Annotated in this window: 10 protein-coding genes; 5 read left to right on the top strand and 5 right to left on the bottom strand. The window is 56.3% G+C overall.

The genetic code is table 11. The features are described from left to right. Positions 1-229: 229 nt before the first annotated feature. Complete coding sequence (locus WBG04_RS09805; protein WP_424314234.1) at positions 230-1,834, bottom strand: LamG-like jellyroll fold domain-containing protein; 1,605 nt, start codon at positions 1,832-1,834, stop codon at positions 230-232. After that, the gene (locus tag WBG04_RS09810; protein ID WP_424314235.1) at positions 1,831-2,577 is read right to left on the bottom strand and encodes a sigma-70 family RNA polymerase sigma factor; all 747 of its coding nucleotides are present in this window, start codon (positions 2,575-2,577) and stop codon (positions 1,831-1,833) included. Before WBG04_RS09810 ends, WBG04_RS09805 begins: the two co-directional genes overlap by 4 nt. Here WBG04_RS09810 and WBG04_RS09815 point away from each other — a divergent pair. The 5 genes from WBG04_RS09815 to WBG04_RS09835 all read left to right on the top strand — a co-directional run bounded on the left by WBG04_RS09815 (position 2,561) and on the right by WBG04_RS09835 (position 10,596). Beyond that, positions 2,561-3,292, top strand: coding sequence for a PEP-CTERM sorting domain-containing protein (locus tag WBG04_RS09815; RefSeq protein WP_424314236.1), 732 nt, complete (start codon positions 2,561-2,563; stop codon positions 3,290-3,292). The two genes, WBG04_RS09810 and WBG04_RS09815, sit on opposite strands and share 17 nt — an antisense overlap. A gap of 55 nt (positions 3,293-3,347) precedes the next feature. Beyond that, a complete protein-coding gene (locus tag WBG04_RS09820; RefSeq protein WP_424314237.1) occupies positions 3,348-5,918 on the top strand; it encodes an alpha/beta hydrolase in 2,571 nt (856 codons plus the stop codon). Positions 5,919-5,984: 66 nt separating this feature from the next. After that, positions 5,985-7,529: a hypothetical protein gene (locus tag WBG04_RS09825; RefSeq protein ID WP_424314238.1), complete on the top strand. Its 1,545-nt coding sequence runs from the start codon at positions 5,985-5,987 to the stop codon at positions 7,527-7,529. After that, positions 7,526-8,779, top strand: coding sequence for a hypothetical protein (locus tag WBG04_RS09830; protein WP_424314239.1), 1,254 nt, complete (start codon positions 7,526-7,528; stop codon positions 8,777-8,779). The genes WBG04_RS09825 and WBG04_RS09830 overlap by 4 nt, the downstream gene beginning before the upstream one ends. Then, on the top strand, positions 8,776-10,596 hold the full coding sequence (locus WBG04_RS09835) for a sulfatase (RefSeq protein ID WP_424314240.1): 1,821 nt from the start codon (positions 8,776-8,778) through the stop codon (positions 10,594-10,596). Before WBG04_RS09830 ends, WBG04_RS09835 begins: the two co-directional genes overlap by 4 nt. 56 nt (positions 10,597-10,652) lie before the next feature. Here WBG04_RS09835 and mpl read toward each other — a convergent pair whose 3' ends face one another. The 3 genes from mpl to WBG04_RS09850 form a co-directional block, all read right to left on the bottom strand. Next, entirely contained in the window at positions 10,653-12,032 is a 1,380-nt protein-coding gene (gene mpl / locus WBG04_RS09840; RefSeq protein WP_424314241.1) for a UDP-N-acetylmuramate:L-alanyl-gamma-D-glutamyl-meso-diaminopimelate ligase, read from the bottom strand. Between the two features lie 3 nt (positions 12,033-12,035). Further along, positions 12,036-12,917 (bottom strand): haloacid dehalogenase-like hydrolase, encoded by an 882-nt coding sequence (locus WBG04_RS09845; protein WP_424314242.1) that lies wholly within the window; start codon positions 12,915-12,917, stop codon positions 12,036-12,038. A 105-nt stretch (positions 12,918-13,022) separates the two neighbouring features. Then, positions 13,023-13,916: a TIGR01777 family oxidoreductase gene (locus WBG04_RS09850; protein ID WP_424314243.1), complete on the bottom strand. Its 894-nt coding sequence runs from the start codon at positions 13,914-13,916 to the stop codon at positions 13,023-13,025. Positions 13,917-13,949 lie beyond the last annotated feature (33 nt).

The raw sequence follows: 13,949 nt of genomic DNA on the forward strand, positions 1-13,949 counted from the left end.
TTTCTCAGAGTTATCCAAGGGCCTCCAAAGAAAACGTTGGGAAACCACGAATCTGTCTCCAATTCACTTTCTGGAACGGACAGTCACCCTTTTCCATAGCTACAAGCCCCTGCTAATACGGGAGATTCCCATCAAACCTTTGCTGATCCGAACCATCTGGAACCGTCGGACTCAGGTCAGTCATGCAAGAGCCACCCTCATTGAGACACAGGAACCACTTGAAGCCTGCTCAGTCCGGCGTCTCTCCAAGCGCAGACCGGTACTGATGGGAAACCTCTCCGTGGGTCAATGGACGACTCCAGAGCGCCAATTCATCAACCCATCCGCTGAACGACTGATAACCTTGTTGCTGAAGATCGTAGCTTGGCTTGCCGAAGCGGACATACCTGCCTGCGGTGATGCCCTCTTTCAGCGTGCGTGAATCTCCATCGCGAGCCACTCGCTTTCCATCGACATACAGGTCGACCGAAGTCGGTCCCCAGCTTGCTACGATTTGATGCCAGCGGCCATCCGCAATACTTCGCGTCGACGACAACTGCACATCGTACGCTCCGTTCTCGATAAAAAACTCAACCCTACCCTCGGAAGTGAGCAAAGTGTGCAACATCGAGGCTTCTGGTATACTGCCTCCCGATCCCTTCACGCCAGCCAACCACAGAACTTCGTCTGCCATGGCTCCGGGATGGCGACGGATCCAAAAACCGATTGCACCTTCCTGTCGCGAGATCCCCTGCGAACTATCGAGACCTACCAGAACCGATCTCAGCGGATCCTCACCGATGAGCTTCACTGCCTTGCTGTCGTCTCCGAAGCCCAGGAAACCACCGGCCGATCCCAGACCATCGACCCCTGTTACGACACTAAGCCCATACCCCCCGGTCGAGCCGTCAGGCAGTTCGTTGACCAGCTCCCCATGGTCTTTCTCCTCAAAGCGCCAGTATCCCACCGGCGTCTGGCTGAGAACCGTCGTTCGATAGTTCGACTCCTCTGAAAGCAATGCCGCAAGCTCCGGAAATGGATCGCGCCCCAAGGGAACTTGATACGGCTCCTCATCGATCGGGATCGCAAGCCCTTCTGCCGCAGGGATCAAGCTGGTGAGCATCCCGCCACTTTCCTTGTCAATAATGTCGATCAAACCATCAACCAAATGCACCTCAACCGGCTCGTGAGCCGGAACACGAACTCCGAAGCGGGTTCCAATATCACGGATCAGCAGCTCTGGGGTGCCGACCTCAAACGCTTCGTCGGACTCCCCTGAATCGACCCACAGCCAACCTTCTTGGAGAAATGGCCGATCAAGCTCAGCGAACGAAATTTCTGCAGGCCCTTGCATGACCATAACAGTGCCGGACTCGAGCTGTAATCTTACAGTTCCGGATGTAACCCGAACCTTCGAACCTTCGACGACCACGACTTCTTCCGATCCCGAAAGCTGGACCTCGCCATCCACCATCCATCTCGTACCGGCTGCCACGCGAGTGGTCAGCTTCGACAACTCAGGTTGGCGGATCATGAAGAGCGTTCCTACGGTCGCGGAAAGGACAACCAACGCCGCCGCAGTAATGATCGACCTCCTGAAAACACGCCACGGACGCAGCGAATCGGCAATCACCGGCATCTTCCCGTGCTCATCGAGAAATTTTGCTTCAGCCTCCAATCCGACCGAGTGATCAAAATATTCCAAATACAATTTGCGAGCGGACTTGGACACATCAAGCAAGGCCATCAACTTGTCCCGACTCTCTGGATCCAAAGTGCCGTCCTCAAGTTGGGCCAGCTTTCCCCAAATATTCGCAACGTCGATCACCTCGTGACTACCATCCGATCCTTTCACGATGTCCCCTCCTGCTGGTGTTGCCGACGTCGAATGCACATTCCGAGCACAAGCCGGATTCTGCGAAGGGAAACCTTCACGCTATCCGCGCTGCGGCCAACCTCCAAAGCAAGCGCCTTGACGCGACTGCCATCGAAGTAACGCCTAAGAATCAATCCCCGGTCTTCCGGCCTTAGTTGATTCAAACACTCCTTCAAGATTTCGTGGCGCGGGACGCTAGTCCGAATGGCGTCATCCATACTCTCCTCAATCAGCTTGGTCAAAACGTCCTCAGGCACCCACCATTCCCTGCGGCGCTTTTGATCGCGCCATGCCGCCATCACCTTGAACTTGGCCACCGAAAACATCCACGCCTTGAAACTCGAACCAATTTCGAATTCCCCCCGCTTCTGCCAGATCGAGATATTGGCTTCTTGGATCACGTCATCCACATCCGCGCTCCCAGGCATCATCGAGACCACGAAAGCGCGCAGCTCCAGCTGGTGTTTGGCGACCAGATGCACGAAGGTCTCTTCCATCCTCGAAGTTTCTTTCATCGACACGACAAAGGCAAATACCGCGTTCAACAAAAGGGTAATCTGGAAATCAACGCAATTTTCGATGCCAGGGAGGAATCTGGACCAAAATTTCTTCAAAAAAAGACGATTACCTAATTCTCGGAGGCGGTATTCATTAGGTTGGAGCTCGGTGATTCCACCCTGAGCCCAAATATCCCAGTTTGTCAAAATGAACAGAATATCCAAATTTGCGCCCCTTCCCCTTGCCTCGCTGGCAGGCCTTGCCCTTGTTACGGCCTCATCCAACGCTGCCATTACCTACGTGGATGCCCAAAAAGGCTCCTCCGGCAATACTTATGCCACCGGTGGCTCACTTGCAGTTACGACTTGGGCGGCCGGCAACAGCACGAGCGCTAACGATACTCAGTGGAAAGAGCGGATAGAAGGAAATGGGGGGAATCTTTTCGAGGCCCTTCCAAATGGCTCATCAGCCAATATCCCGGAGCTCACGACCGAGCTGACTGGCCTTGATGATGGCACCTATGACATTTGGGTTTTCTTCTGGGATCAGGTCACCAACGATACTCAGAACTGGACCATTTCGGCGGGGATGGAGACAGGCGATCTCACCACCTACAGCGCACCTGGTCAGCCAGCGGTTGCTGGGGCAACAACCGTCGGAGTTTCCGACGCCTCTACCTTGAGCTTTACGAATACTTCCCCGACGGTCTTCAGCAGCCAGGCTAGCGGGAATCAGGGCATGTATGGTGTGAAGATCGGACAGAAAATAGTGAGCGGTGGTTCCGAGATCGAAGTCTTCATTGGCATGGAGCTAGACGGCAGCACAACTGACTCCCGCGCCCGATACGATGGCCTCGGCTACGAGTTGATTCCGGAGCCATCGTCGGTTTCGCTGATCGGCCTTGGCTGCGCAGCGTTCCTGATGCGCCGCCGCCGTTGAAGCTACCCTCACCAACAAAATCGGATGCCATGCAAAACGGCATCCGATTTTTCTTATGCATTCAGGACTCAAAACGATTCTCTCGATCTTCGGTTGGTCCCTGTCGCTGCCAGTCGCACTCGGCTACGATGTCCCAGGCTATACCCCGGATCAAATCATCGCCTTCAAGCAGACTGTCAACAGTAGCGGTGGTGCCGTCAGCCTGAATCTTGATGTCTTTACGCCCGATGGGCATCAGTCCTCTGACAGCCGACCTGCCATCGTTTTCTTCTTTGGCGGTGGCTGGGTGAGTGGTTCTTCGAGCCATTTTCATCCCCATTGCGAGTATCTAGCCTCGCGTGGCATGGTCGCGATCTCAGCGGAATATCGGATCAGAAACACTCACGGCACCACGCCTGAAGAATGCGTCAAGGACGGGAAGTCGGCGGTCCGATACATTCGCGAACACGCCTCTGAACTCGGCATCGACCCGAACCGAATCGCTGCTGGAGGCGGCTCGGCAGGTGGTCACATCGCTGCCGCAGCAGGGACACTGACAGCCTACGAGGAACAAGGCGAAAACCTCGCCATCAGCTCCCGGCCGAACGCGCTCGTTCTCTTCAACCCGGTCATCGATAATGGCCCCGGCGGCTATGGCTACAGCACCGTCCAGTCCTATTGGGAAGACATCTCGCCTTTGGAAAACATCACGGCCAGTGCACCCCCCACCGTGTTCTTCCTTGGCACCAACGATAGCCTCATACCCGTTGCAACGGGCAAGGCATACCAAACCGCCATGGAGGCAGAAGGGGTGCGCTGCGACCTCCACCTCTATGATGGCCAGCCGCACAGCTTCTTCAATTTCGACGTCATTGGCGACAGCAGCGGACCATTTTACGGCTATCAGGATACCGTCTTCAAAACGGACGAGTTTCTCGTTTCGCTTGGCTACCTTTCCGATCCGCATGAAGACCCGGTTCCGGTAAACGGATGGGTCACCATTTTTGGAAACGCCGGATTCACTGGCAGTAGCGCAAATACTGCTTCGCCTGCTATGAGCGATGCGGATGCCGACAGCATCGCCGCCAACTTCGATTCAGTCAGCCTGGCCGATGGCGAATTCCTGCGGCTCACTGGCTCGGTAAGCTTCAACGCAGCACTAAGTAGCGGAAGTTTCAGCCTCGGACTCTTTTCCAGCGATGCTCCCGTCACCCCTGGTGTCGGCGCTGGATTTGCCGGCATCTGGTCGAGCATACCCACCACGAGCGCTACCCTCATCGCCAAGGGGGACGGCTCCGGATCCATCAACCCCTTCGAAACTTCTTCATCCACGACTCTGGGACCCGTCCCGGCGGCGGATTTTACAGTGGCGGCCAGTACTCCAGTCGAGTTCTCCCTGATGATCGCCCGCAACGGCAACAATCTCGACGTCGCAGTCGAATTTGACGACGGTGATTTCTACCGCTCGTCGCAGAACCTCCTCAACAAGACAGTCAGCCAATACCATTTTGACAGCGTTGCCTTCCTCATGAACGGCAACTTGAACGCGACTCAAGCCAGTTTTTCCAATATCGCGATAACCAGCGGCCGAGCGCTTCCCCCGCCTCCCGCTCCACCCTTCGAGCCACCCGTCACGACAACTGGTGAAATCACCTATGTCGATGCGGTGGAAGGCTCGGGTGGCAATACGTTTAAGACCGGTTCCAGTCCGTCCGATTTAAGTTGGAGAGTCGTGGATCAAAGCGGTACCGACAACAACCGCTGGAGCAAGCGGACAACGGTTGAAGGCACCAACGATACTCTTTTCCAAGCGATGCCCAATGGACCCGCGACTTCGATCCCCGAACTCACAGTCCGGATGACCGGGCTAGCCGACGGCATCTACGACATCTACGCTTTTTACTGGGACCAAGTCGTGAACGACGATCAGAACTGGGTTCTCTCAGCTAAAATCGGCTCAGGAGCCCTGATGACCTACAGTTCGCCGGGAGAGCCTGCCGTAAACGGAGCCACCACCGACGGTGTCTTCCAAGCAGGGACCTTGAATTTCGCTTCACCTGCACCTGCAACCAATGCAGGAGGCGGCGTCCGCGAACTTTTTGGAATCAATCTCGGTCGAGTCACCGTCATTGGAGGCAGTGCCGTCGATGTTCGCGTGGGGATGCTTCTGAATGGTAACAGTTCAACCACTCGATCATGGTTCGATGGCGTCGGCTACGCCAGGGTGAACAGCTTCAGCAACTGGATTTCGGGATTTAATACCGGAGGCATGGACGAATTTGATGATGATGCGGATGCTGATGGAATTAAGAATGGAGTGGAGAATTTCTTCGGCTCCAATCCCAGTGTTGCCAACCAGGCGGAACTCATTCCAAGGGCGACATCGGCAGGGGGAAGCAGTTTCATCTTTACTCATCCCCAGAGCCCAAATTCTGCGGAAGATGTTTCGGCACTTTACGAGTGGTCTACCACACTAGGCGACTTCCACGGCGATGGTTTGTCCAATGACATGGGGACCACCGTCAACTTCTCTGCAGAGACCAACACGCCAACGGCGAGTATCACCACGGTCACGGCTTCGGTAAGTGGTGAGACTATTCCCGTAAACCTTTTTGTCCGCCTACGTGTTTCCCTTTCGCCTCCCTGATGCCTGGCCCTCCTTTGTCGTCGGCGGCGCCACCCATCACCGAGGTACTCCAATTGCAATAACACCATGAATACCAAAAGACCGAGTCCGACTCTTCTGCTCGCCATATCCTTCTTGGCAGGATATTCTGCGCGGGCTGACATTACTTATGTTGACGCCATCGAAGGCGCTGACGGCAACACTTACGCCGTTGGCAGACCTTTGGCGGACACCTCATGGGAAAGCGGTTTGGACAATCCGGATCCCGTCGAGGACCAGTGGACGAAACGAACCAGCGTTGGAGGAAATTCGAGCACCATTTTTCAAGGCAGGTATGTCCTTGGTAACGGAGATGAGCTACCAGAACTGGCGACAGAAATCACAGGGCTTGCGGACGGTACCTACAACATCTGGGTATTCTACTGGGATCAGGTTGCGAGCGCATCTCAGAACTGGGTTATTTCGACTGGATTCGCGTCCTCTGAAACACTGATTTCCTTCAGTTCACCCGGCCAACCGCAGATCACTGGTGCCACCCCCTTGAGTGTCAGCGATGCCGGAGCGCTCGCTTTCACCACTGATGTCGCCGTGATTGATGGCGCTGGTTCGGAAAATGAGAGACGGATGTTCGGAGTTAATTTAGGACGGGTCAAGCTCTCGGGTGGAAACTCTACCGTTACCGTCTACGTCGACAATCTCATCGGAGATGGAGAAAACAATCGAACCTGGTATGACGGGGTCGGTTTTGAACCGGTGGCCCCAATCACCTACATCGACGCCGTGGAAGGCATCGATGGCAACACTTATGCCACCGGAAGCACCTTGGACGATATCACTTGGGTTGGGCCGGATAGCCCCGACACTGACAACTTTCTTTGGAACAAGCGGAGCCCCGGCAACAACTCCTCGCTTTTCCAAGCCCTTCCCAGTGGCAGTCCTTCAGGGATCCCGGAGCTTACGACTGAAATTACCGGCCTCACGGACGGCACGTACGAAGTGTGGGCCTTCTACTGGGACCAAGTGGACAACGACACTCAGAACTGGGTAATCTCTGCAGGCCTTGAATCTGGCTCCCTTGGTACCTACAGCTCTCCGGGAGAACCTGAGGTCCCCAATGCCACAACGGCGGGCGTCACCAATGCCGCAGACCTTGTTTTCACCAATAATGTGCTGCCTGCTGAGGACGGTCTGCGAAATCTATTCGGAGTCAATCTTGGTCGCATCGCAGTGTCAGGCGGCTCCCCTATCAACGTCCGAGTCGACATGCTACTCTTCGGCTTCGGCAGCTCAAGGAGAGTCTGGTATGATGGTGTCGGCTACTCACGCCTTTCAGAAATAATGCAGGATTCTCAGCTGGCGATCACATCGTTCACTTCGGTGGGTGGAAATCTCTGGGAGCTCTCGCTCAAGGGGGAAGCGGATTCGGAATACGAATTCCGTTCGTCCTCGTCGCTTGACTTCACCCCAGGCACTCTTGTGTTGGGCTTGAGTCAGGGAAATCCCGCCGATCCCGGCCTTGTTGACCCTACCACCGAAGCCTTCGTCACAACCGATAGCAACGGTGACGCCAAGGTCAGGGTGACTTTGACCGGAGACCCAACAGACTTTATCCGCGCCGAGAGCAAGCAATGATCAGAAACTGCCAAGCTCTGCTTGCCCTCGCACTATTCATCACCTCGGTCCATGGGAGCATCACTTATGTTGATGCCGTTGAAGGTGAGACGGGGAACACCTTTGCCACGTCGGGCTCACAAGCCAATACATCGTGGCTCAGTTCAGAAACGGGACCCGATGCCGATCAGGATCAGTGGAAAAAGCGACCCTCTGGAAATGGCGGAAGCATTTTCCAGGCGCGGCACTCAGGCTCCTCGATGCCCGAACTAACCACCGAGATCAGGGGCCTCACTGATGGAACCTACGATATCTGGGCCTTCTTCTGGGACGGACCGGATCCCAATACCTGGACTCTCTCCGCAGGACTGACCTCCGGTGCCCTCACCATCTTCAGTCACGATGGTCCCGGCGACACGGCTGCTCCAGTCAGAGCAGGCGGTCTAGATTTTGCCAATCCACCGGTCATGACTGCTGAATCACCGCGCGAGTTGTACGGCGTCAAGCTCGGTCAGACCACCGTTTCAGAAGGCTCGAATGTCAGGGTGTTCATTGATAATCTCACAGGTGGGGACTCCGATACACGGACCTGGTTCGATGGCGTCGGCTATGAATCTGTAACAGCCACTGCCAGTCTCGGCGCTCGACTTCTCGGCATCGACTTCAACCGCAGCGATAACTTAGGTGCACCCAGCCAGTCTTGTTTCCGAATCGTTTCAGGGTCTGGCATCCAAGGGGAAAATAGTCCGGCCTACACGAGGAATGTTGGCGCACAGCAGATGACCGTTTCCCAACCGAACGGCAGCAATTTCGAGTTCCGCGGCGCCAACGGTGATAGTTCGCGGGCCATCCCTGGAGGTGACACCTCGCGTTCCTTCCTTGTCTCCGACTTCATTGCCACCCGGGATGGCGCGATCAATCTGGAGATCACCGGCCTTCCTTCCGGAAACTATCATTTCCGCTCGTATCACTTAGATACGATCACCGGCACGGCTCTCGGCTTCGCGCAGGGAGCCTCTAACACCACGGCAAACATCATCGAGGCGAGCGTTGGCGAAATAGTGAAGGGGACAGTCCGGCCGACCGCCCTCGGCTCCGCAGGACTCAACACCACCTTCATCAGCGACAATCAGATTCCAACCCTCGACTTCACCTTTAGCTACGATGGACTCGCCTCGCCATTTGTGATCGAGCTGCGCGCGACCCAAACAAACGGAAGTGAGAGCTTTCTTCTTCTAAACGGCTTCGAGCTCTTCCAATCCAATCCATGAGATTTCTCTTGCTGCTGATTGGCGCAAGCGTCGCAGTCGCCACGCAACCACCGAATGTCCTCTTCATCGCCGTCGACGATCTTCGCCCGGATCTCGCTTGCTACGGTGAGAGCCACATGATTACCCCGAACATCGACTCGCTCGCCGGCCAAGGTCGCGTCTTTCGCAATCACTACGTGGCTGTCCCTACCTGCGGCGCCTCGCGCTACGCCCTGATGAGCGGGCTGCGCCCAACCGCCTCAACGGACGACAACAATGCCTTCAATCAGATGCCCATCAACCTACCAGCTCAACCAGAAAGCTGGATTGATCTGCTGCGGCGCAATGGCTGGCACACCGTCTCACTCGGAAAAATCACGCACGAGCCCGATGGCTTCCGATGGAATTTTCCATCGAATTACGATAGCGGCCGTAGTTTTGCCACCGTGCCGGACATGCGACACTCGTGGAACGAGATCCTTTACGATCATGGAAAATGGGGAGCCCAGCGATATCCGCTTTTCGCCTATGCCGATGGTGGAGGCAGGATAAGAAACGTGACTCCCGCGTGGGAGAGCGGGGTCGACGCCACCGGACAGAGCCTGGCAGACGATGCCTACCCAGACGGCCAGATGGCGGAGGCTGCAATTGAGAAGCTGCGCGAGTTCGCGGATGAAGAAACCCGTTTTTGCCTGGCTGTCGGATTCTTCAAGCCCCATCTGCCATTCAACGCCCCAAAGGCCTACTTCGATCTATATGACCCTGTCACTTTGCCCGACCCAAGCCCCCTCACGAAGCCGATGGGGGCCATTTCAGCCACAACCACAGATTCCAGCGAGATTAACGCCTACACTGACCGTAACGACCGAGACCAGCTCAGGCACGCCTACTTTGCCTGCGTTTCATACGTCGACGCTCAGATTGGAAAGGTCCTTGATGAGCTCGATGTTCTCGGGCTTGCCGACAATACCGTGGTCGTGCTCTGGGGAGACCATGGCTGGTGCCTCGATGACTACGGACTGATCGGCAAACACAAGGTCCTTGAGCGCTCGGTTGAAGCTCCGCTCATCATCCGTCCGCCTACAGGCCTTCGACCCAAGGCCTTTGCTGGAATTCAGGCTGAGGGAGTCGTCGAGACCATCGATATCTATCCCACCATCGCCGAACTCTGTAGCCTGATTCCTCCCGCTTCGGCTGCCGGATCATCGCTGGTCCCGATGCTCCGCAACCCCTTCGCACCAGGAAAGAACCACGCCTACTCGCGCTACGGCTCCCTCACCAGCATTCGCACCCAGAACTGGCGCCTCATCAGCGCCAGCGGAGGCTTTGATCTCTACGACCTGTCCTCTTTCCGCTACGAGGTCGCGGATGTTTCAGGAAGCAATCCCGCAGTGATCAGCGCCCTGCGTGCCGACCTCAACAGACAAGGAGTCCGTTCTGGCACCACCTATGCCGATTGGGCTGGTGGGGATCCTCGGCTTGCTGACCCGAACCATGACGGCGACGGCGATGGCGTTTCCAATGGCATCGAATACGGTTCGGGGACGCTTGGGCTCGATCCCGCTTCACGTCCGACGCCAACCCTCTCGTTTGAGGATCTCACCGCAATGGGATTAGGCGACAATGAGAGGGTTTACAGTTTCACTCTTGCGACTGATCCGAATGACCTCACTCTTCTACCCTCAACCAGCAGCGATCTTTCCTACTGGTCTTTCGAGCCCTTGGAGTTTCTCGAAGCCATCGAGCTTGGAGGCTCAAAACGCCAACTTCGTTTCCGTCTCGCCGATGATACGTTCCCAACTCGGTTTTTCCGATTGAAAGACTCGAATGGACCGTAGTCCTCCGGCGAAAACTATGGGATCCCACACGCACTCAGGATTCAGGCATTCACGCTTTAAGCCAGACGATCCAAAAGCTTTTGGTGAATCCCACCAAATCCCCCATTGCTCAGCACGGCGATGATGTCGCCGCTCGCGACTTCAGAGCTTACGACGGAAACAATCTCGTCGACGGTTGCGATATGACGTCCCCGCCCCCCTTCGACAGCTGCGGCCACCAGCGCTGGATCCAGTCGGTCCTCCAAGGGGATCTTCTCAGGTTCCGAGAGGTCGGGAATGATTGCCACATCCGCCCCGGCCAGGCAATCGGCCAGTTCAGCTTGAAAAATCTTCCGTTTGGTGGTGTTTGATCGCGGCTCGAAGATCACCCACAGCTTTCCATCGGGATGCTGTTGCCGGATGGCCTCGATCGACTGGCGGATTGCCGTTGGATGATGGGCGAAGTCGTCGACCACTTTCACACCACGCACCTCGCCTCGCACTTCCTGCCGGCGTGCAATGCCATCAAAACTCTCAAGCCCCTCGCGCATCTCATCCTCAGTCAATCCCCCAAGACCTCCTGCAACCACGGCCATCGCCGCGTTACGAACGTTGAACTCTCCAGGCATGCGGATGGAATACGCAACGCCATCCAGCTTGAATGAACTACGGTCTTTGTCGTAAATAATGTCGGTGATCTTCAGGTCATTGGCTTCGCCCAGGCCCACCCTGGTGATCGGACATGGTGCCTTGGCGATGATATCGAGACAGTTCTGATCATCACCATTGATCACCGCCCTGCCGTTCCTCGGAACGACATTCAACAAGCGCTTGAAGGTCAGCTTGATCTCGTCGAGATGATCGTAGATATCGGCATGATCGAACTCGATATTGTTCACCACTGCCACTTCAGGGAGGTAGTGCAGGAACTTCGAACGCTTGTCGAAAAAGGCGGTGTCGTATTCATCGCCCTCGAGCACATTGAACTCCGAATCCGGGAAATTCGCGCCGCGCCCGAGGTTCTTCGGAATACCACCAATCATCCATCCGGGATTCCGACCGGCGGAGAGGAACAACCAGGCGAGAATCGACGAAGTCGTCGTTTTCCCATGGGTTCCACTCACCACGAAGTTCCTTCGCCCACGCAGGAAGTGCTCCTTCATCACCTCCGGCAGCGAAACGTAGAGCAGACGACGGTCGAGCGTCGCCTCCGCCTCCTCGTTTCCGCGACTGATCGCATTGCCGATCACGATCGCATCCGCTCCGGCAGGAATGTTCTCCGCACGGTATCCTTCCGTCAGTTCAATCCCTTCGCCACGCAGGAAATCCGACATCGGCGGGTAAACATTGGCGTCTGATCCGGTGACAACGAATCCTTTTCGTTTCATCGCAACCGCGACCGATCCCATGGCCGTGCCGCAGATGCCGACAAAGTGGAAGTGCTTCTTTTCAGACATCGATCAAAAGGTCGGTGCTGCCACGGTTCCACTATCACGCTCTTCCTCACGCTTGCGCAGGATCCTGTCTGCCGTCTCACGCACCATCGCACTGAGCAGAAGCCAGAGATGACTCCCTTCCCGATAGTCCGCCGGTGCGATGTGCTTCACCCGGTTGGCATGCGCACAAAGCTGGAAGCACTTTCCAAAACTACGACCCGTCTTGTCCTCCGGATTGTAAACGGCAATACCATGGCCGCCGTTTCTCGTGATCACCGTGAAGCAGGGCACATCGGTCGGCCCGTCACCGACGTAGATCATGTTGTTGAATGGCACAGGCCGAAGCTCCGGCGGCATGTGGTCATTCACATCCTGCGAGTATTCGAGCATGCCCTTGTTGATCCGGAAAAGAAACTGGGTCTTGGTGGTGTGGGAGATCGCCCGCTTGGGAAACGAGATGTGCCCCGAAGCATTCTCACCGAACTCACAGCCGAAGATCGCCTTCACCTTGTTCCTCAAGCGCGAGCCATCGAGCAAGGCCTTCAGTCCGGATGAAATGATGTAGTATTCCACCGAGATACCTGCTGCCTCGTGATCGGGAGTCAGAATCCCCTTGTGAAGTTCATCGAAAATTTCCGGCACGCCGGGAAAAAAGCTCAAACCCGCGCCGAGTTCCTCCAGGCGCTTGTTGGTCACCTGATCCATCTCAAGGTAGTCGAGCAGACACTTCAGGTAGGCCATTTCCCCATCCCATTGTTCGTCTTTTACCAGCGTATTGCACTTCTTCCAGAATTGCTCCGGATCGATTCCAAATTCAGGAAAGACAACGTCGTCCTGCATGTAGCGCGGACTCAGCGTCTGGTCGTAGTCGAATACCAGCGCGATTCTATTTTGTGGGACAGCCATTGATACGAGGCGAAAGCATGCAATCCCCCCATCGACCGGCAAGCGGAATCGTGGCATCCAGACGCCAATTCATCGCGATCCATGGGAAGGAGGCTCAAACGGCGTTCAGTCCACGAGGTCTTCCAGTGCCTCTTCGAGTGTCGGGAAACGAAACGAGAATCCTTTCTCAAGCAACGCTGCCGGCACGGCCCGCTGACTCGACAGCAAGGCGTCGGCAAAACCACCCAAGCCGATCTTCAGTGCCCAAGCCGGTGCATGCATGAACGCCGGCCGCCCCATCGCCTTGGCCAGCTTGCGGGTGAAATCCGCGTTCCGCTCGGGATTGGGTGATGTCGCATTCACCGCCCCGTGATGATCGGCATCGATCATCCACAGCATGCCCCCCACCAGATCCTCGACGTGAATCCAGGGCATCCACTGCTGCCCGCCGCCAAGACGCCCGCCGGCACCCAGAGCGAAGACTTTCCGCAACTGACTCCAGGCTGCCCCGCCCCGGCCTAGCACCACACCCGTCCGCCAGTTGATCACTCTGATTCCAAGCTCCTGCGCCGGATCGGCGGCCTTTTCCCAGTCTTCACAGAGTTCTGCCAGATAGCCATTTCCGGCCCTTGCCTGCTCTTCGAGAATTTCATCTCCACGATCGCCATAAATGCCGACCGCCGTGCCGTTCAAAAACACCTTCGGCCGCGTCTCCGCTGCCCGCATCGCAGCGACGATGGTCTCGACCACTCCCACCCGACTCTCGCGGAAACGCTTTTTATTCTCGTCGGTCCAACGTTTGTCGATCCCCTCACCCGCCAAGTTCACCATCACGTCAAGCCCGGACAGGTCCGGCTCATCCGTCCACAGCCGCCACTCATCGACCTCTCCGCCCGGCTCACGCTGGCTCCGGCTGAAGCCAACGAGGTCCCAGCCTGCCGCAGCCGCCTGCCGGACCAGTTCTCCTCCAATGAAGCCTGAGGCTCCCACAATTCCCATCTTTCCCTTATTCCCGCTCATCCTCCGCCATCATCTGTCGGTCTCGGCATCACG

Source organism: Haloferula sp., from assembly GCF_049672945.1.
GTDB lineage: Bacteria > Verrucomicrobiota > Verrucomicrobiia > Verrucomicrobiales > Akkermansiaceae > Haloferula.

Bases quoted from the DNA above. Each gene is read 5' to 3' on its own strand.
- WBG04_RS09845 (WP_424314242.1), bottom strand. From the start codon at position 12,917: ATGGCTGTCCCACAAAATAGAATCGCGCTGGTATTCGACTACGACCAG.
- WBG04_RS09815 (WP_424314236.1), top strand. From the start codon at position 2,561: ATGAACAGAATATCCAAATTTGCGCCCCTTCCCCTTGCCTCGCTGGCA.
- WBG04_RS09835 (WP_424314240.1), top strand. From the start codon at position 8,776: ATGAGATTTCTCTTGCTGCTGATTGGCGCAAGCGTCGCAGTCGCCACG.
- WBG04_RS09825 (WP_424314238.1), top strand. From the start codon at position 5,985: ATGAATACCAAAAGACCGAGTCCGACTCTTCTGCTCGCCATATCCTTC.
- WBG04_RS09830 (WP_424314239.1), top strand. From the start codon at position 7,526: ATGATCAGAAACTGCCAAGCTCTGCTTGCCCTCGCACTATTCATCACC.
- WBG04_RS09820 (WP_424314237.1), top strand. From the start codon at position 3,348: ATGCATTCAGGACTCAAAACGATTCTCTCGATCTTCGGTTGGTCCCTG.
- mpl (WP_424314241.1), bottom strand. From the start codon at position 12,032: ATGTCTGAAAAGAAGCACTTCCACTTTGTCGGCATCTGCGGCACGGCC.
- WBG04_RS09850 (WP_424314243.1), bottom strand. From the start codon at position 13,916: ATGAGCGGGAATAAGGGAAAGATGGGAATTGTGGGAGCCTCAGGCTTC.